Source organism: Gallintestinimicrobium propionicum, from assembly GCF_025567525.1.
GTDB classification, from domain to species: domain Bacteria; phylum Bacillota; class Clostridia; order Lachnospirales; family Lachnospiraceae; genus Gallintestinimicrobium; species Gallintestinimicrobium propionicum.
This window is the reverse complement of sequence record NZ_JAOQJY010000015.1, coordinates 58,536-76,719: the sequence shown is the minus strand read 5'-3', so window position 1 is coordinate 76,719 and position 18,184 is coordinate 58,536. Positions and strand designations below refer to the sequence as shown.

Below are 18,184 nucleotides of genomic sequence, written 5' to 3'. Positions count from 1 at the left end.
ACTTTGTCTCCTGCTTTGTCAGCGATTATTTCGCTTTGTATTTTTTAATCTGCCCAAAGTCTTCCATCAGATCCATGACCTTGTCACGTCCTTCCTGGTTCAGCTTTACATATGCCTGCATGACACGGTTCTCCAGCAGCTGCTCGCTGATGGTGGTGTCTCTTTCCAAAGAGCTGAAGTCCACTGGATTTAAGTTCAGCTTATTGCACATTTTGATTACGGTACCATATGCCATGCCATCGATACCTCTCTCCAGCGCCGTTACCAATGTGCTGTAAGGAATCTGCATATCCATCGCAAACTGTCTTACACTTCTGTACTGACTTAAAATTTCCTTTTTCAGAATTTGTGCCTTCGTCATTTCTTTCCCTCCATTGTTGTTTCGTAAATCGTCTTGTCATGAATTGACTTATGGGCTCACCGTTCTATTGTACACAACGGCATCGCGTGTTGCAACACTCTCTTCTCAAAATTGTAAATTCATTCTTAGAGAAAGAGAGCCCCCTTCTCTTATTCTTCCCTACAACTAATCGATATTTTACTGTAATTTCTTCGCTTTGTCAATTTTCTTTTGTAAATATATCATACAAAACCCAGACCATTTTTCTGTGCATACTTACTATCCAGGGCAGGTTTAAAGTTTCTTTTATTCGTCTTCCACCAGCCGCATTCCGGCGGTTTCCGTCACTGGAAGCGAAAAGACGATCGACTTTGCCTTGCTTTCCAGCCCCGCCTTTTCCATGATCGCTTTCATAATTGCATTTTTGTCACAGTTCTTGACGACAATCAGGATCATCTCTTTTTCGGTTGCAAGGGAAAAGCCGAGGAACTGCTCCGCTTTCTGCATGCCGGTTCCCTTTGCATGAATGACCGTTCCGCCCGCCGCGTTCGCGCTGCGCGCCGCTTCCATGATATATTCCGTGTAGCCCTGATTCGCCACCACTACCAGAAGTTCATACTTTGTGTCCTTCAATGTGCTTTCCTCTCCTTTTTCAAATCCACGCCCTTCCGTCAGAAACTGCAGCTGCTTCTTTCCGCCGATGCTGCTGACGGGAATCACAAAGGCGATTCCGGTTCCGGGGATATCAATTTTCAGCCGCTTTTCCAGCCCGCTGCGGATTTCCTTCCATTCCCTGCCTGTCACGAACGCAAACTGGATTGCTTTTTCCGCCGCTTCCAGACCGAAGGAATCCAGCACCTCGCTCGTCGCCGTTCCCCTTCCCAACGTCACCATCGTCACAGTCACGCCGTATTCTTTATAAAACGCCAGAAGCCGGCGGTGAAAATTCCGGTCACTGATCGTAACCATTAAATATAATTCGCTCATTTATCCTCACATTCCGCAGCGTTGCGCTGCGTATATTCTCTGCAACACGGCGCTCCTATATCCTCTGCTTCCTTCCTGCCTCTCCGTGCTGCCATCGCTGTAATACGCGCTCCCCGCGTGCATTACAGTTCGATGATTGCATCGTCATCCAGCAGGTCGAAGGCATAGGCAGGCGCAGGAACCGCTGCTGTCTTTTTCTTTTCTGCCAGTTTGGAATACAGCCCCATCACCTGAATCGTGATAAGCGGCGTCATCGCAACCATCGCTACTACGCCAAACGCATCCGTTACGATGTTACCGCCGAGCGCCACGCACGCCCCCTGCGCCAGTGGTAACAGAAATGCCGCCGTCATGGGTCCGGAAGCAACACCGCCGGAGTCAAATGCGATCGCCGTATAGATTTTCGGTACAAAAAACGAGATCACAAGGGCGATCGTATAGCCCGGAATTAGAATCCAGAGAATTGAAATGCCGGTCAGCACGCGGATCATCGCAATTCCGAGGGAGATCGCCACACCTGCGGAAAGCGCCGTACCCATTGCACGCGCCGAGATCGCGCCGTCCGTGATTTCTTCAACCTGTTTGTTCAGAACATAAACGGCAGGCTCCGCTTTTACGATGAAGTAACCCATCACCATCGCAATCGGCACAATTACCCACGGATGGGAAAGCCCCGCCAACACCTGTCCCAGATAGTTGCCCGCCGGCATAAAGCCGACGTTTACGCCGGTCAAAAACAGCACCAGACCGATATAGGTATAAACCAGACCGATCAGGATTCTCGTCAGGTTTCTGCCCGAAAGCTTCAGGATCAATGCCTGGAACACTGCAAAAAACAGCACGATCGGAAGCAGGGACAGTGCGATTTCTTTCATATATGTGGGAAGCTCTACCGCAAACAGGTTCCACAACTGCTTTGAATCTGCGATTTCCGGGATTACAGGAGGCGTATACGCCGCGCTGTCCGGATTGTAAATCAACCCCAACATCATGACTGCCAGGATCGGACCGATCGAACACAGCGCAACCAGACCGAAGCTGTCATCCGCTGCATGGCGGTCGCTTCGCGTTGCAGAAATACCAACGCCCAGCGCCATAATAAACGGCACCGTCATCGGTCCCGTGGTCACACCGCCGGAATCGAACGCTACGCTCAAAAATTCTTTGGGAACAAAAAACGCGAGAATAAAAATCACCGCATAGAAGCAGACAAGCAAAGGGGGCAGCGCGATGCTGAACAGCATACGGAGAAGCGCCACCACAAGAAACACACCGACTCCGCAGGCAACTGCGAGAATCAATGTCAGATTCGGAACAGCCGGAACCTGCTGTGCAAGCACCTGCAGATCCGGTTCAGATATTGTAATAATAAAGCCCAGCAAAAAAGACAGCGCCACAACGACCCACAGCTTTTTGGACTGTGTCATCGCCGTGCCGACCCGTTCTCCCATCGGGGACATTGCAAGCTCCGCGCCAAGCGTGAAAAACACGATTCCGGCGATCAGCAATATCCCCCCGATCAGAAAACACAGCAAAATACTCGGAGAAATCGGCGCAATCGTAAAGGATAGCAGCAGCACCAGCCCGATGATGGGCAGCACTGCCTGCAGCGCCTCCTTCAGCTTTTCTTTCAGTTTTTTTCGGATTCCCAAACAGCCACCTGACCTTTCCTTTATTTTCGGCAATGGAATGCTCACAGAGCGCGCATTCTATTTTATTCATGACAATGGAATGCTCCTAGAGCGTGCATTCTATTGTTTCGTTCTGCTCATCTCCATCAGTTTGTTGCGCATGGTTGTTTCGATCTGTGTCAGCTCTGCTTCCGCTTCGCGGCGTTTGTTTCTGCCATCTTCCTGAATCTGCAGCACTTCATCCAGCGTGGAGATCAGGGTTTCGTTCGTTTGCTTTAACGTTTCAATATCTACGATACCGCGTTCAGACTCTTTTGCCGTCTCAACGGTTGCAAGCTTTAAGGTTTCCGCATTCTTTTTCAGCAGGGTATTGGTCATATCCGTCACTTCACGCTGTGCCTTGGCTGCCTGCGCGGAGTGCTCGACGCCAATCGCCAGCACCATCTGGCTCTTCCAGAGCGGAATCGTGTTGACCAGCGTGGACTGGATCTTTTCAGACATTGCAGTATCGTTGCTCTGGATCAGTCTGATCTGGGGCGCCATCTGCATGGAAATCGTCCGCGTCAGCTCCAGGTCGTAAATCTTTTTCTCAAAACGATTGCACAGCTCTGCCAAATCCTTCGCCTTCTGCGTGTCCTCCGGCAGTCCGCTTTCTTCTGCGCGTTTGATCAGCTCCGGAAGCTCCTGCTCCTTTACCTGCTGGATCTTTTCTTTTCCGGCAAGGATGTACATGGAAAGCTCTTTATAATAGGTGAGATTCAGCTGATACATCTGATCCAGCATTGCCGCATCCTTCAGCAGCTGAATCTGGTGTCCTTCCAGCACCTTACAAATTTTATCCACATTAACTTCTGCTTTGGCATATTTTGCTTTCATATTTGCGATCTTATTGCCGCCTTTTTTGAACAGTCCGAGGAAGCCCTTTTCCTCGTCACCGTCCTCGATGCTCTTTAATTCGTTCACAACGGCGGTCAGCTCGTTGCCGATCTCGCCAAGATCCTTTGTCCGGACGTTGCCCAGAGCTGATTCTGAAAAATCTGCGATCTTCTTCTGGGAGCTTGCGCCATACTGCAGCACCATTTGGGAATTCGTGATGTCGATCTGCTTGACAAACGCATCAACCTGCTTCTGTTCCTGGGGAGTTAAAATCGCCTTTATTTTTTCTTTTTCATCGACCGGCTGCACTGCTTCTTCTTTTTCCACAACTGCCGGTTCTTCCTTTTCCGCTGCAAAAGGCTCCAGCGTCAGTGTCGGTGCAGGTGCTTCCTGCAGCATCTTCTCCATATCTTCGTTCATCGGTTACTCCTCCTGTTTTTCAAAATCACTCTTCATATACCCGTCCTGCGCCAGCACGGTTTTCAGCACCCTTGCATCTGCCGATGCTTCAAACGCCGCGTCCTGGTACAGATCATCCAAAAGCTTTTCAAAGGCATCGTTAATCGTATCCATCGTCTTTTCGATCTCTTCCTTAGCGGTACGGATGTTCTCGCCCTCTACCCCGGCGCTGTCAAATTCTGCATAGGATTCCACAAGCTTGACCGTCGTAGGAAGATAATACTCCATAAATCGCCGCATCTGGTCGCTCTTCTCCGGATGCTCCCGAAGCGTCTGAAAAATCCGCTTCAGCAGGTAATCCAGCTTGTAAAGCTTGTTGGAAATCACCTCTCCCGGGATCTGGATGTTTAACTCCCGAAGCCGCTCCATGTAGGCCTGACCGTCTTTTTCGATCTGCGCCTCTTTTGTCAGCGCTTCCTCGCTGTGCGTCGCTACACCATCAGCTGTCTGGTTCTGTCCGGCAGCCTTGCCATCTGCACGGTTTGCTCCGCCAGCACTTTGCCCGACGTCCGCTGTCAGCTCTTTGCGTTTTTTCTCCGCAAGTTGCTGTTCATATTCTTCTTTTTCCTCGAGATACTGCTCCCATGTCTCGTCATCGATGACAAAAATATCGTTTTTCTCATCCATGTGTCCTTCCGGGAACATGCCACTCTCGATCATCGTCCGAATATCCCGTCCCAGCTTCTTTGGAGTCCATCCGGTTTTTTCAGAAAGCTCAGAAATTCGGATATACATTTCCTCCCCTGCAAGCTTCAGATATCGTTCTGCTCTTCCAAGCCGTTTGCAGAGTCCTCCGCCGCGTTTTAATACACCTCCGCAGGCTGCTGCCATAAGACCGAACAATATGGTCATCCCACCCAGAGACGCGCTGGAGGTTGCTGCCCAAATGATCGCCATGATCAGTGCGGTCAGTCCGAAAGTTCCAAGCCCGATCCCTCCAAATACGCTCAGTAAAACACCACTGACTTTACCCTTTTTTACAAAAATCTGCGGCACGTTGATCGTGTTCTTATAAACGATCGTGCCGTCCGGGCGCTGATACTGCTTTGCCGTCGTATAACGCTGCTTCTGCTCCATCTGTCGTCTGTAGGGCGACTGCGATGTGCTGTAGGAAGAAGCAATACTGCGCTTGGCGGATTTGTATTCCACGGTTTTGTCCGTTCGCTTATAAACCCGTTCGTGCGCCTGATTGACCTGCCAGCGCACCTCATCCAGCGCTCCGTTTACGGAATCATTGATGACATGGTTTAGTTGTCCGAAGTCACCTGAATTTACCGCATCCTGTACTGCATCCTTGATTCTGTCTCCAATTTCCGAAAAATCCTGTTTGTCGCTCATATCCTGCTCCAATCCATTCCGATTGCCCTAAATTCGCATCTGCTCTCAGGATATCATAAATCCGCCGCCTTGTAAAACATTGGCGGCGGATATGTGTATAAACTTTTTATTAAGATTCCAGTTTTCTTCAGGCTTCGGTCAAATTTTCCAGCATCCGGCAGATTCCGGCATCCAGCGCTTCCAGTTCTTTTTCAGTCAGCCCGCTGCACATCTTTTTTTCCGTTTCGCGAAAGCAGCTGCAGACCTCTGCTGCCGTCTCCCTTCCCTCCTCTGTCAGAAAGATCTGGCACTCCCGACGCGACTGTGGATTGATACGCCGCTCCAAAAGCCCTTTTTCCGCCAGCCGGTCCAGCGTGCGCGAGAGCGTCGTCACATCAAGGTGACAGTTCTCTGCAATTTCCCGCTGACTGCAGCCGTCTTCTGTCAAAAGGTACATCAAAATCCGCGGCTGTCCCTGCCCGATCGTCAGCCCCAGCCGTAAATATTCCGGACGCATCAGTTCCCTGCGCCGGTTTTCCAGTCTGAAAATGTGCTCCTGCAGACTCTGTCTGATATCTTTTTCCATATATTCCCTCATTTCTGCGCACGTTTTTTGCGCATGTCGAGTTTGTGTCAAGTGCGCGCAGAGAAACTGCAGCACGCGCAGCCAGCTCCGTAAGCATTACTCCAGTTCAAACTGTCCGGTATACAGCTGATAGTAGCGGCCCTTTTGCCCCAGCAGCTCCTCATGGTCTCCGCGCTCGATGATCGTGCCCTTTTCCAGCACAAGAATTGCCTTTGAGTTTCGCACCGTTGAAAGCCGATGTGCGATGACAAAAACGGTACGGTTTTCCATCAGGCGATCCATGCCTTTTTCGATCAGCCGCTCCGTTCTCGTGTCGATGGAGCTGGTGGCTTCATCCAGGATCAGCACCGGCGGTCGGGAAATTGCTGCCCGGGCAATCGCAAGCAGCTGTCTCTGTCCCTGGGATAGATTGCTGCCGTCGCTGTGCAGTATCGTGTCATACCCCTTGGGCAGACGACGGATAAAGGAGTCAGCATTCGCGATTTTCGCAGCCGCCCTGACCTCGTCCTCTGTTGCATTGAGCCGTCCGTAACGGATATTCTCCGCGATCGTTCCGGTAAACAAATGAGTATCCTGAATTACCATCGACAGCGATTTTCTCAAGTCATCCTTTTTGATCCTGCGAATATCGATGCCGTCGTAGGTGATCGTCCCGCTCTGGATTTCGTAAAATCGGTTGATCAGGTTAATAATCGTTGTCTTTCCTGCGCCTGTCGAACCGACAAAGGCGATCTTCTGTCCCGGCTTTGCAAACAGACTGATGCCATCTAATATTTTATGTTCTTCCGTATATCCGAATACAACCTGGTCGAAACGCACATCGCCCTGCAATAAGGTCAGGCTGTCTGCATCCTTCCAGGCAAAGCTTCCGGTATAGCCTTCTGCCTCCTTCAGGGAACCATCCATCCTGACCTCAACCGGGCAAAGGGTTACCGTTCCCTCGTCGATTTCCGGCTCCTGCTCCATCAGGTCAAAAATCCGCTCTGCACCGGAGAGGGCTGCCAGAAGAAAGTTGAACTGGTTCGTAAACTGGTTTAAGGGCATCGCGCTCTGACGCACATAAACCAGATAAGAGGCAAGGGTTCCAAGATCCATGTGTCCGGTCAGTGCAAATATACCGCCTGCTGCCGCAGAAACTCCATAGTTGAAGTAGGACATGCTGACATTGACCGGAACCAGCATACCGGACCAGGTCAGGGCGTTGGTAGAGGCTTTGCGCAGCTTTTCGTTTCGCACTAAAAATTCTTCAAGATCCTGCTTTTCATGATTGAATACCTTCTCCACCTTCTGCCCCGCAGTCATTTCCTCCACGAAGCCGTTGACTGCAGCCAGTGCCTCCTGCTGTGCGTTGAAATATTTTTTACTGCGTTTTCCATTGTACCAGATAAAAAATCCGCTCGCTGCTAAAAACAGTAATACGATCAGTGTCAGACGCGCACTCAAAACAAACAGCATGCTGAGGGTTCCTGTCAATATCAAAAAGCTCTGGATCAGCATGGAAAACGTGCCGTTTAATGCTTCCTGTACTGTATCGACATCGTTTGTAAAACGGCTCATCAGCTCCCCGTGAGTGTGCGCATCAAAATAGGCCAGCGGCAGCTTCTGAATATGGGCAAACAGATCTCTCCGGATTTCCGTCACTACCTGCTGGGATGTATGCACCATCAGCCGGTTATAGGCAAAGGTCGCGCACACACCGCACAGATACAGGATCCCCATCGCAATCATCATCCGGATCAGCCCCGGAATATCCCCCGGGATCGCGTAATCATTGATGACCGGGCGGATAAGATAAGTGCCTGCAATGCTCACCCCACTGCTGATCGCTACCAAAACTGCAACTAAAAGCAGCAGCCACTTGTGATATCCAAGATATCTCAGCAGATTTTTCATGGCCTTTTTCGTATTTTTCGGGCGCTTATAGCCGACATATTTTGCCATTACAGAGCACCTCCTTCCTGTTGGGAATGATAAATTTCCTGATAAATCCGGTTCTCTGCAAGCAACTGCTCATGCGTACCGACCGCGTTTATTTTTCCATCGTCCAAAATGACAATCTGATCGGCGCAGCATACAGAAGAAATTCTTTGTGCGATAATAATTTTCGTCATCTCCGGGAGCTTTGCTTTTAGACCTTCCCGGATCTTTGCTTCCGTTGCCGTGTCCACTGCGCTCGTCGAATCGTCCAAAATCAGTACCTTCGGTTGCTTTAAGATCGCGCGCGCAATGCAGAGCCGCTGCTTCTGTCCTCCGGACACGTTCACGCCGCCCTGTCCAAGCTCTGTATCATAGCCGTTATCCAGCCGGTCGATAAATTCATCCACACAGGCGATCCGGCACGCCTCGTCGATTTCCTCCTGCGTCGCGTCCTCTTTGCCCCAGCGAAGATTATCCCGTACCGTCCCGGAAAACAGCGTATTTTTCTGCAGCACCATGGCGATCGCATCCCGCAGATGCTCCAGCGGATATTCCTGCACCGGCACGTCGTCTACATACACACAGCCCTTTGTCGCCTCGTACAGGCGCGGAATCAGCTGCACGAGGGTCGATTTTGCTGCACCAGTCTGACCGATAATTCCGATCGTCTGTCCGGCTTCCAGATTCAGACAAATGTCCGAAAGCACATATTCCTCCGCGTTTTTGCTGTACTGAAAAAATACATGGTCGAAACGGATCGCGCCCTTTTTCACGCTAACCGGACGTGCCTTTTCCTCCGTGATCTCCACCTTTTCGTTCAAAACCTCGAGAATTCGGGTTCCGCTCGCCATCGAACGGGTCAGCATCATAAAAACGTTCGACAGCATCATCAGGGAGTTTAGGATCTGCAGCACATAGCTCAAAAATCCGGTCAGCTCACCAACCTGCATAGTTCCGGTACGGATAGAGCTGCCGCCAAACCACAGGATCGCCAGGATCGTCCCATACATGACAAACTGCATTGCTGCCATATTCATAGAAGATAAACCGAAGGCTTTTTCGGATTCTGTACGAAGGGCAAGATTTGCGTCATCGAACTTCGCCTGCTCGTAATTCTCTCTGACATAGGAACGGACGACACGCACCGCCGTCAGATTTTCCTGCACAATACGGTTGACCCTGTCAATTCCGGTCTGCATCTTTGTATACAAAGGTCCGACGTGGCTGACGATCTCAAACAGCAAAAATCCTAACACCGGCAGTGCCACCAAAAAAACAAGTGCCAGACGCGCGTTGATCACAAACGCCGAGCCTGTAGCCATAAACAGCATAACCGGCGCACGACACAGCGGACGGATGCCCGTTGAAACCGAATTCTGGATCACCGTCACATCACTGGTCAGGCGGGTTACCAGCGATGACACCTGAAAATGATCGATATTGGAAAAGGAATAGCTCTGCAGCTTGCGGTACTCTGCTTCCCGCAGATTCGCCCCAAAGCCCTGACCGCACAGTGCGCAGAACCGTGCGCTGCAGATCCCCAGCACCAGTGCCAGCCCTGCACAGCCTATCATCACCAGTCCCTTATGCAGAATATAATCCTGATCCCCGTTTGCGATTCCGACATCCACCATGTCCGCCATAATCAGCGGAATAACCAGCTCGAAGATACATTCCACCGCAATGCAGACCAGACTGATCCAGGCATATTTTTTATATTGCTTCATATAAGAAAACAGTTCCTTCAGCATGATTGCTTTCCTCCGTGGTCAGACGAATTTTTGCGTGTGCAAAAGATGCGCCTACAATATTTGCATATGCAAATATTGTAGGCGCATCTTTTCAGATTGTCAATTGGTTTTCTTTCAACAATAGAATGCACGCTCTGCCAGCATTCTATTGTCATGAATAAAAGCCCCTGCACAGCACGCTGTTGAATGCGTACCGACGCAGGGGCTCATTTTATGCCTGCTGTTTTCTCTCCCGTACCATGATCCGGATTTTAGAATCCGAAACGTACTGGTAGTTTGCTTCCAGCGTATAATCAATTTCTATCGCAAGGCTTTTTTCTTCCTGCAGACAGACGACGCGGCTGGTGTCCAGCCCGATCATCATCACACCGTAGGGCGTCTGGTAACGGGTCAGGTTCTTTTTGCCCGCCTCAAAGTTCATCTGGACGTTGATGATGCCGCGTTTGGTCAGAGTCATTTCGTTTCCCCTGATTTTCATGACATTTTTGACCGGCTCGTCAAAGCCCTCATAATATTCGTCATACAATAAAAAAATGCTGCCGTTTCGTTCAAAATATTCGCCCTGCTGTACCGTCTCGATGTCCTCTGAAGATTCGTTGTCCATCACCTGCAGACCGCGGACGGATATCACTACATCCTTTGTCATGCTCAATAATCCTCTATCTGTATTACTTTCGCGCCCAAAATGCCGTATTTGATAATCGAATTGGCAAAATGGACAAATTTCTCCGCGCCGTCGCTGACAAAAAACTCGTATTTATTTGTCCCAAGCTGCGGCGGAACCGGATTGAATAACCCTTTTTCCATCAAAAGCTCTTTTAATTCCCGAGCCGTCTCATACGCCGGGTTTACCAGTGTCACATGGTCGCCCATCACCTTTGCGACCGTTGAACGGATCAGCGGATAATGGGTGCAGCCAAGAATCAGAGTGTCGATTCCGGTATCGATTAAGCTGCTTAAGTAACGTTTTGCAATCTCGTCCGTCACCGGATCCTGCCAGAGCCCTTCTTCTACCAGCGGCACAAACAGTGGGCACGCCTTGCCGGTTACCTGTACCTCCGGCCGAAGCTGGCGGATGTAAGTCGTATAAATATTACTGCTGATGGTCCCTTCCGTCGCAATGACGCCGACCTGTCCGTTGCGGGTCACCTCCGCTGCAACCTTTGCGCCCGGCTTTACCACGCCGATGATTGGAATATCGATTTCCCTTTCCAGATCATTCAGCGCATAGGCGCTCGCCGTATTGCAGGCGACAACAATTGCCTTGACCTGTTTGCTTTGCAAAAAACGGACAATCTGCCTGGAAAAGCGTGTCACTGTCTCCTTTGACTTGCTTCCATAGGGAACTCTCGCCGTATCTCCAAAATAAATCACCTTTTCATTGGGGATCTGACGCATGATCTCACGCATCACAGTCAGACCGCCCATGCCGGAATCAAATACGCCGATGGGCATTTCCAGCAGATTTTTATCCTGTACTGTTTTCATCTTTTTCTCCAAACCACTCTTCTATCTGATCGACGATTGCAAAGCGCACCGACACCTCCCCAGGCGCCGCAGTCAGAATCCGGCGGTAATCCCGCAGACAGTTCCCGCCCGCAGCTACAGCAGTTCGGTGGCTGTCATCCACCGCGTCAGCGCTTTGCACTGTCTCATACATTTCTTCCGTAAGTGCATACTGTGGGTATATTATCCCCCATAACATCATAATTGTCAAAAATAAAATACCGGCGCGCGGTTTCTTCTGCATACTCTTTCTCCCTTCTCTGTTTCGAAAGAGCATACCCATCCGCGCGCCGGTTATACATCCGGTCAGCGTTTTGTCTTCCCGGACGCCGATGTAATCATCCGGATCACAGCCTTTTCCTGATTGTCAATATGGTTTTTGATCGCCTCTGCTCCAGTTTGTCTGTCGCGGTCGCGGATCGCCTCGTAGATCACGCGGTGCTCTGCGATCAGGCGTTTGTAGTTTGCCTCGTCCTTGACATATTCCAGGCGGTAGCGGTACATCTGCTGAGAAAGCTTGCTGATCATCTGCATCAGCCGCTCGTTTCCGCTCGCCTTTAAAATAATATCGTGCAGCTCCACGTCCGCCTGTGCAACCTGGTTGGCGTTGCCGCGCTTTGTTTCCAGTTCGAAGTTCTCGCACGCTTTTTTCAGTTCTGCAAGCTCATCTTCCGTGATGCGCTCGCATGCCAGCTCTACCGCCAGCGCGTCCAGCGCCCGGCGCACCTCCAAAACGTCCCGCAGGTTCTTTTCCGTGATCTGCGCCACCTCTGCGCCGCGTCTTGGAATCATCGTAACGAGCCCCTCCAGCTCCAGCTTGCGGATCGCCTCGCGGATCGGTGTCCGGGACACTCCGAGCTTATCCGCCAGATGAATTTCCATCAGGCGCTCCCCCGGCTTTAACTCACCGGTCAGAATACTCGTCCGAAGCGTATTGAACACCACGTCCCGCAGGGGCAGGTAGTCATTTTCGTTATTTGCTTCAAATTCTTTCATTCTTCTCTCCCTCTGCCGTCGGCAAATCCTGTCAGGAACAGCTGTCTGGCAAGACCTGCCTCCTGCATCGCCTCATACGCCTCTTTTGCGTTCTGATCGTCTGTAAAAATACCAAATACGGTAGGGCCGCTGCCGCTCATCAGCGCATTGACCGCACCGTGCTCCTTTAAAATTCCTTTCATCTGCTCGATCACCGGATAGTGCTTGCAGGTAACCGTCTCAAGCACATTTCCCATCCGGTCTGTGATGCCGCAAAGGTCGCCTTTTTCGATGCTCGCAACCATTCCGTCGATGTCGGGATGATATTGCAGGCTGTCTGCGTGCAGATTTTCATAGACAAATTTCGTCGAAACATCCAGATCGGGCTTTGCGATCACAAGCTTCGCCTTCGGGACGTCCGGCAGCTTTGTCAGGATTTCTCCGATGCCCTCCGAAAGCGCCGTGCCGCCCATCAGGCAATACGGGATATCCGCGCCGAGCTTTACGCCGATTTTCTGTTTTTCTTCCAGGGAAAGTCCGAGACAAAACAACGCATCCATCGCATGAATGGTCGCCGCTGCATCTGCGCTGCCGCCTGCCATGCCAGCCGCAATCGGAATCCGCTTCGTCAGCTTCACGCTCACGCCCTCTGAGATCTGATACAGCTCCTTCATCCGCGCTGCCGCCCGCCAGATCAGATTGCCCTGATCCGCCGGAAGCTCTTCTTTATCGGTAAAAATCCGAATCTCATCCTCTGCCAACTTTGTAAATTCCAAATCGTCATATAAATCGACGGTCTGCATGATCATCTTGACTTCATGGTATCCGTCCGGTCTGCGCCGCAGCACATCCAGCCCGAGATTGATTTTGGCATATGCCTTTATCCGAAAGGTATTCATTTTCAATTCAATCCTCATTTCCGTTGAAAAGGCAGGCGATCCGAAAAGCCGTCTGCCTCTGCATTTTGTATACACTGATTGTATTTAATTTTATACAATCTGCATCTCTTTGTCAACTGCATATCCCTTCACAATCAGGAGCTGATCGCCAGGATGGATTTCATCCTGCGTCAGATTGTTCATTTCGCGCATTCCATCCATCGGGACGTCGTACTTTTTACAGATATCCCAAAGCGTCTCGCCCTCGCCCGCCAGATACACTACGATACCCGGCTGGTTCGCCTGCTTTTCCGGGTCGAGAGCACGCAGCAGGGCATCCGTCACGATTTCTTCCTCGCAGTCGGCGCAGATCAGCCCTTTGACGCACACAACTGCGCGAACTTCTGCTTCCTGCTCGTTTTGCGCCTGCACGGAAAGCTGTTCCAGCGACGCTTCGATCCTGCAGCTGCATGTATTTTTTACCGGCTCTGCGGTTTCCAGAAGCTCTTCAAACACAAGCTCGCCCTTTAGACAGCCGCACGGGACCTCTTCCTCCGCAGACTCATACAGAATCTGCACGTTTACCGTCCCTTTTACAAGCACGCCGTCGGACTGCTTTTTTATCTCCTGCACGAGCACTTCTCCAAAGCTTCCGCAGATCTGCTGAATCTGCGGCATGCCCGGCGAAATCGAAAACTGGTCGCTCACTCTCGTTTTTGCGGTATTTTTGACCAGAAGCCTCCGGTACTGCCCTTTTCCTCTCACGACGTCCGCCTGCTTCGCAACGCCGTAGAGATCCTCAATCATCGAAAGATTCGTTTCCTCGTAAATCCGAATATCCAGATCCAGTACCAGGTCGAGCAAAATCACGCGTTCTTCCCCGTCCTCGTCCGCCTTCGCTTCAATTTCCAGATGCCCGATGCTGCAGCCGATCTGCTCCAGCATCCCCTCGCGGACGCCCTGACACTCAATGGCAACGCTCACCGGCACAGTGGTTTCATACCATACCGCCTTTTTAGTCTCGCTTTCCTCTTCATAAAAGAAAAACAGCGAAAGCTCGCCTGTCGCCTGCAGCTTTCCGTCCAGCACCCGGAACGCCATTTCCCGAATCTGGCAGGATTTCCACAGCAGCGCAAAAATGTTCGGCATGCCACCCGGCAACAGGAGGTCTTTTTTTACCCTCAGGATATCTTTTTGGGCAACGATCAGATCCAGCGCCTGCAGGTCTTTTTTCTTTACTTCGATCTGCTCTGTGCCGTCCAGACCCACCGCTACATCCAGCTGCTTCATCCGCTCCGTGAACAGGCGAATCTGCAAAAGTGCCTGCACCGAAAGCTTCCGGGAATTGATCATTCCGACACTTAAATCCTCCAAAATCGCCTGCGCCTGTACCTGATCCGTCCCCGACACGCTGCCCATCAGAATCTGTTCCTCAAACGCAAGCTCCCCCTCCATGCATGCCGGATGGTGTGTTTCCTCATCTGCGAGATAAAGCACCTTGAAATGCAGCACGCCCTTTACATGCACATGCCCATCCGAGGCGCGCACCTCTTCCAGCTCGATGTGCCCCTGCTGCGTCACAACCTGATAAACATCCGGCTTTGCGTCCGCGATATTGACGTCGTCCTCGAGCGTAATCTGCGTCTGTTCCTCACATTCGATCTGATCCATATGTATGCTTTTTTTGAGAAATTCCATAAAAATACCTCCCGGGCACCTTCGCCTTTTCCAGACAACATGCTGTTCTATCTAACAGTATGTTGCCGTCAAAGACGATATGCACCCGGGAGGGAGATTTCTTTTTTCAAATGATATCCGTGGATTGCTCCGTGCTTCGCACTCCCGCAATCTGTCTTACCGCACGCAGCCGATTATTTCGTTGATATCCTCGATGCCCTGCTCTTTCATGAATGCTTCAATTCCGTCTGCGATTTCTGCCGTCGCATAAGGATTGATAAAGTTTGCCGCGCCGACGGAAACTGCCGTTGCGCCTGCCATCAGAAATTCAATCGCGTCCTCTGCGGTTAGGATGCCGCCCATGCCGACAATGGGGATTTTGACCGCGTTTGCACACTGCCATACCATCCGCACCGCAACCGGCTTGATTGCAGGGCCGGACATGCCGCCGGTCTTATTGGCAAGGGCAAAGCTTCTGCGCCGGATGTCGATTTTCATACCGGTCAGCGTGTTAATCAGGGAAATCGCGTCCGCGCCGCCTGCCTCTGCGGCTTTTGCCATTTCCGTGATGTCTGTTACGTTCGGGCTCAACTTCATCATAACGGGCTGCTTTGCAGCCTTTTTAATCCTGGACGTGATGTCGAATAATGCATCCGCTTTCTGTCCGAACGCGATGGCTCCTTCCTTGACATTCGGGCAGGAAACGTTGATTTCCATCATCGCTATGTCCGTGTCCGCCAAGCGCTCTACGACTTCCAGATAATCCTCGACAGATTTGCCGCAGACATTGACGATGACCTTTGTATCAAACTGCTTTAAAAACGCGAGATCGCGCTCGATAAACACGTCGATGCCGGGATTCTGCAGACCGATTGCATTCAACATGCCTCCGTAAACCTCTGCGACACGCGGTGTCGGGTTGCCCGGCCACGGCACGTTTGCAACGCCCTTTGTCACCACCGCACCCAGACGGTTCAAATCTACAAATTCACTGTATTCCATTCCGGAGCCAAAGGTCCCCGAGCCGGTCATGACCGGGTTCTGAAAGGTTACTCCTGCAATTGTTACCGCTGTATTCATCAGATTTCCACCTCCCGTGCTTCAAATACCGGTCCGTCGGTACAGATTCTCGCGTTATTTACATGGGAATGCGCGTCCTTGTGGGTCGTTTTACAAACGCAGCCAAGACAGGCGCCCACACCGCATGCCATCCGTTCTTCCAGGGAAATATATGCCGGAATATCATGTTCGATCGCATACTGCCGAATCGCGCGCAGCATCGGCATCGGTCCGCAGGCATAAATAATATCCGCTTCCAGTCCATTTGCAGCTACCGCATCCATGACATTTCCCTTTGTGCCAACGCTTCCGTCCTCGGTTGCCACATAGACAGCGCCGTTTTGTTCAAAATCTTCTTTCAAAAAGCATTGTGCGTTGCGATAACCCACAACGATCTGTTTTTCACAGGAAAGCTCTTTAGACAGCTGTAAAATCGGAGGAACGCCGATTCCGCCGCCAAACAGCATCGCCTTCGTGCCCGGCTTTGCCTTGTCCACCGGGAAACCATTTCCCAAAACGCCAAGCAGATACACACTGTCGCCTGTCTTCAGATTCGAAAATTCTGCCGTTCCCTTGCCTGCCACGCGATAAACCAGACGAAGCTGATTTTTTTCTTTATCGATTTCGCAGATGCTGATCGGTCTGGGCAGGAGCGTGCTTTTATCCTTGGGATAAACGCCTACGAACTGTCCGCACGCAGCGTCCTGCGCCAGCTCTGTTTCCAGTCTCAGATCATAAATTCCGTCCGCCAGCTTTTCCTGACTGACTACCATTGCCTTTGTCTTTTTCTTCTGTGCCATAATTTTCTCCATTTTCACTCGGTTTACGGGCGCTTGCTGCACAAAAGCTGCCAGCTTTTATGCCCATAGTGCTTTTACGTGCCGGCGCAACCAGTTTTTACGCCTCAAAAATCACTTTGCCCTTACAGATCGTGTATTCCACTTTTCCTTTGAGCTTCTGTCCCAAAAACGGCGAGTTCTGGGATTTCGAATAAAAACGTTCCGGAACCCACTCTTTTGCAGGATCGAACAAAACCAGATCTGCCGGTCCGTTCTCTGCCAGATAGCCAGCGTCCAGGCGGTAAAGCTTTGCGGGGTTAATGGTCATACAGGTCAGCAGCTGCATCATCGTAAGTTCCCCTGTATCGACGAGCGCCTCGTTGCCGAGCGCCAGGGACGTTTCCAATCCGATGATTCCGCTGGGCGCTTCCGTCAGGGGCTTCGCTTTTTCATAATCCGCATGCGGCGCATGGTCTGTCGCAATCAGGTCGATCGTTCCGTCCTGTAAACCGCGGATAATCGCCTGCCTGTCAGCTTCCGTGCGAAGCGGCGGGTTCATCTTCGCCATCGTACCGTGTTCCATCACGGCGTCCTCCGTCAGCGTGAAATGATGGGGTGTCGCCTCTGCGTGGATTTTCGTGCTCTTTTTCTTCGCCTGGCGGACAAGTTCGACCGCCTCCGCCGCGCTGATGTGCTGAATCACGATCTCCGCACCCGTTTCCAGCGCAATCGACAGATCGCGGCGCACCATATCGATCTCCGCCTGCCTGTCCGAACCGCCGATGCCGAAATATTCGCTCGCCTTTCCGGCATTGACCCCATTATTTTGAATATATGCCGGGTTTTCCTCATGGAAGCTGATGGGTTTGTGCACCCTTGCCGCTTCCTGCATCGCTTTTCTCGCAATTTTGGCATCCAACAGGGGCTTGCCGTCATCCGTAAAGCCGACCGCGCCAGCCTTTGCCAGCGTTTCCATATCCGTCAGCTCGTCCCCCTCCATGTTCATCGTCACGTTCGCGCAGGTATAGACATGGATGCCGGTCTTTGCGCCTTTTTCCAGAACATAGGAAAGCGTTTCCTCCTGATCGACATGGGGATTCGTATTCGCCATCAACACAACGCTCGTCACACCGCCAGCCGCCGCCGACACCGCGCCGGTCAGGATATCTTCCTTATATTCTGCACCCGGATCACGGAAATGCACATGGGTATCCACCAGCCCCGGCGCTGCAATCAGGCCATCCGCATTCAGGATGCGAAGCTCGTCCTCTTTTTCTTTTGTAATCTGTGCAGGGTCGATCGTTCCTGCCTCTGCGATTTTTGTAATCCTGTCCTCACCGATCAGGATATCCCGCAAGCTATCCGTCTGCGAAGCCGGATCGATCATGCGGCAATTTTGAACTAAAATCATGTCAGCCTCCGCTGTTGCAAAGCAGCCGCGTCCGA

The 18,184-nt window shown here is 51.4% G+C and carries 17 protein-coding genes; all 17 read right to left on the bottom strand.

The genetic code is table 11. From position 1 onward, the window contains the following. Positions 1-25: 25 nt before the first annotated feature. A complete protein-coding gene (locus OCV62_RS11845) occupies positions 26-361 on the bottom strand; it encodes a hypothetical protein (RefSeq protein WP_021914170.1) in 336 nt (111 codons plus the stop codon). Between the two features lie 285 nt (positions 362-646). Then, the gene (locus OCV62_RS11840; RefSeq protein ID WP_262586914.1) at positions 647-1,327 is read right to left on the bottom strand and encodes a P-II family nitrogen regulator; all 681 of its coding nucleotides are present in this window, start codon (positions 1,325-1,327) and stop codon (positions 647-649) included. A gap of 122 nt (positions 1,328-1,449) precedes the next feature. Continuing rightward, positions 1,450-2,973, bottom strand: coding sequence for a DUF1538 domain-containing protein (locus tag OCV62_RS11835; protein ID WP_465245357.1), 1,524 nt, complete (start codon positions 2,971-2,973; stop codon positions 1,450-1,452). A 105-nt stretch (positions 2,974-3,078) separates the two neighbouring features. Continuing rightward, entirely contained in the window at positions 3,079-4,254 is a 1,176-nt protein-coding gene (locus tag OCV62_RS11830) for a toxic anion resistance protein (RefSeq protein WP_262586911.1), read from the bottom strand. A gap of 3 nt (positions 4,255-4,257) precedes the next feature. After that, positions 4,258-5,631, bottom strand: a complete 1,374-nt coding sequence (locus OCV62_RS11825) for a 5-bromo-4-chloroindolyl phosphate hydrolysis family protein (RefSeq protein WP_262586909.1) — start codon at positions 5,629-5,631, stop codon at positions 4,258-4,260. Positions 5,632-5,758: 127 nt separating this feature from the next. After that, complete coding sequence (locus OCV62_RS11820; protein ID WP_262586907.1) at positions 5,759-6,208, bottom strand: MarR family winged helix-turn-helix transcriptional regulator; 450 nt, start codon at positions 6,206-6,208, stop codon at positions 5,759-5,761. 84 nt (positions 6,209-6,292) lie between these two features. Further along, positions 6,293-8,137 carry an ABC transporter ATP-binding protein gene (locus OCV62_RS11815; protein WP_262586905.1) on the bottom strand — a complete coding sequence of 615 codons (1,845 nt, stop codon included), beginning with the start codon at positions 8,135-8,137 and terminating at the stop codon, positions 6,293-6,295. After that, the gene (locus OCV62_RS11810; protein WP_334308297.1) at positions 8,137-9,861 is read right to left on the bottom strand and encodes an ABC transporter ATP-binding protein; all 1,725 of its coding nucleotides are present in this window, start codon (positions 9,859-9,861) and stop codon (positions 8,137-8,139) included. The genes OCV62_RS11815 and OCV62_RS11810 overlap by 1 nt, the downstream gene beginning before the upstream one ends. 214 nt (positions 9,862-10,075) lie before the next feature. Next, positions 10,076-10,510, bottom strand: a complete 435-nt coding sequence (locus OCV62_RS11805; RefSeq protein ID WP_262586902.1) for a YwiB family protein — start codon at positions 10,508-10,510, stop codon at positions 10,076-10,078. A gap of 2 nt (positions 10,511-10,512) precedes the next feature. Continuing rightward, a complete protein-coding gene (murI, locus tag OCV62_RS11800) occupies positions 10,513-11,352 on the bottom strand; it encodes a glutamate racemase (protein WP_262586901.1) in 840 nt (279 codons plus the stop codon). Further along, positions 11,333-11,614 (bottom strand): hypothetical protein, encoded by a 282-nt coding sequence (locus OCV62_RS11795; protein ID WP_262586899.1) that lies wholly within the window; start codon positions 11,612-11,614, stop codon positions 11,333-11,335. The genes murI and OCV62_RS11795 overlap by 20 nt, the downstream gene beginning before the upstream one ends. 62 nt (positions 11,615-11,676) lie before the next feature. Further along, on the bottom strand, positions 11,677-12,366 hold the full coding sequence (locus tag OCV62_RS11790) for a GntR family transcriptional regulator (protein ID WP_021914181.1): 690 nt from the start codon (positions 12,364-12,366) through the stop codon (positions 11,677-11,679). Then, on the bottom strand, positions 12,363-13,262 hold the full coding sequence (ispE, locus tag OCV62_RS11785; protein ID WP_262586897.1) for a 4-(cytidine 5'-diphospho)-2-C-methyl-D-erythritol kinase: 900 nt from the start codon (positions 13,260-13,262) through the stop codon (positions 12,363-12,365). The genes OCV62_RS11790 and ispE overlap by 4 nt, the downstream gene beginning before the upstream one ends. A 72-nt stretch (positions 13,263-13,334) precedes the next feature. Then, the gene (locus OCV62_RS11780) at positions 13,335-14,921 is read right to left on the bottom strand and encodes a DUF3794 and LysM peptidoglycan-binding domain-containing protein (protein ID WP_262586895.1); all 1,587 of its coding nucleotides are present in this window, start codon (positions 14,919-14,921) and stop codon (positions 13,335-13,337) included. 156 nt (positions 14,922-15,077) lie between these two features. Continuing rightward, the gene (locus OCV62_RS11775; protein ID WP_262586893.1) at positions 15,078-15,980 is read right to left on the bottom strand and encodes a dihydroorotate dehydrogenase; all 903 of its coding nucleotides are present in this window, start codon (positions 15,978-15,980) and stop codon (positions 15,078-15,080) included. Further along, the gene (locus tag OCV62_RS11770; RefSeq protein WP_117960484.1) at positions 15,980-16,759 is read right to left on the bottom strand and encodes a dihydroorotate dehydrogenase electron transfer subunit; all 780 of its coding nucleotides are present in this window, start codon (positions 16,757-16,759) and stop codon (positions 15,980-15,982) included. The genes OCV62_RS11775 and OCV62_RS11770 overlap by 1 nt, the downstream gene beginning before the upstream one ends. A 97-nt stretch (positions 16,760-16,856) precedes the next feature. Further along, complete coding sequence (locus tag OCV62_RS11765) at positions 16,857-18,149, bottom strand: dihydroorotase (RefSeq protein ID WP_262586890.1); 1,293 nt, start codon at positions 18,147-18,149, stop codon at positions 16,857-16,859. Positions 18,150-18,184: the final 35 nt, after the last annotated feature.

Excerpts from the sequence above, each read along its gene's own strand:
- OCV62_RS11845 (WP_021914170.1), bottom strand. The coding sequence starts at position 361 with ATGACGAAGGCACAAATTCTGAAAAAGGAAATTTTAAGTCAGTACAGA.
- OCV62_RS11840 (WP_262586914.1), bottom strand. The coding sequence starts at position 1,327 with ATGAGCGAATTATATTTAATGGTTACGATCAGTGACCGGAATTTTCAC.
- OCV62_RS11830 (WP_262586911.1), bottom strand. The coding sequence starts at position 4,254 with ATGAACGAAGATATGGAGAAGATGCTGCAGGAAGCACCTGCACCGACA.
- OCV62_RS11825 (WP_262586909.1), bottom strand. The coding sequence starts at position 5,631 with ATGAGCGACAAACAGGATTTTTCGGAAATTGGAGACAGAATCAAGGAT.
- OCV62_RS11820 (WP_262586907.1), bottom strand. The coding sequence starts at position 6,208 with ATGAGGGAATATATGGAAAAAGATATCAGACAGAGTCTGCAGGAGCAC.
- OCV62_RS11815 (WP_262586905.1), bottom strand. The coding sequence starts at position 8,137 with ATGGCAAAATATGTCGGCTATAAGCGCCCGAAAAATACGAAAAAGGCC.
- OCV62_RS11805 (WP_262586902.1), bottom strand. The coding sequence starts at position 10,510 with ATGACAAAGGATGTAGTGATATCCGTCCGCGGTCTGCAGGTGATGGAC.
- murI (WP_262586901.1), bottom strand. The coding sequence starts at position 11,352 with ATGAAAACAGTACAGGATAAAAATCTGCTGGAAATGCCCATCGGCGTA.
- OCV62_RS11795 (WP_262586899.1), bottom strand. The coding sequence starts at position 11,614 with ATGCAGAAGAAACCGCGCGCCGGTATTTTATTTTTGACAATTATGATG.
- OCV62_RS11790 (WP_021914181.1), bottom strand. The coding sequence starts at position 12,366 with ATGAAAGAATTTGAAGCAAATAACGAAAATGACTACCTGCCCCTGCGG.
- ispE (WP_262586897.1), bottom strand. The coding sequence starts at position 13,262 with ATGAGGATTGAATTGAAAATGAATACCTTTCGGATAAAGGCATATGCC.
- OCV62_RS11780 (WP_262586895.1), bottom strand. The coding sequence starts at position 14,921 with ATGGAATTTCTCAAAAAAAGCATACATATGGATCAGATCGAATGTGAG.
- OCV62_RS11775 (WP_262586893.1), bottom strand. The coding sequence starts at position 15,980 with ATGAATACAGCGGTAACAATTGCAGGAGTAACCTTTCAGAACCCGGTC.
- OCV62_RS11770 (WP_117960484.1), bottom strand. The coding sequence starts at position 16,759 with ATGGCACAGAAGAAAAAGACAAAGGCAATGGTAGTCAGTCAGGAAAAG.
- OCV62_RS11765 (WP_262586890.1), bottom strand. The coding sequence starts at position 18,149 with ATGATTTTAGTTCAAAATTGCCGCATGATCGATCCGGCTTCGCAGACG.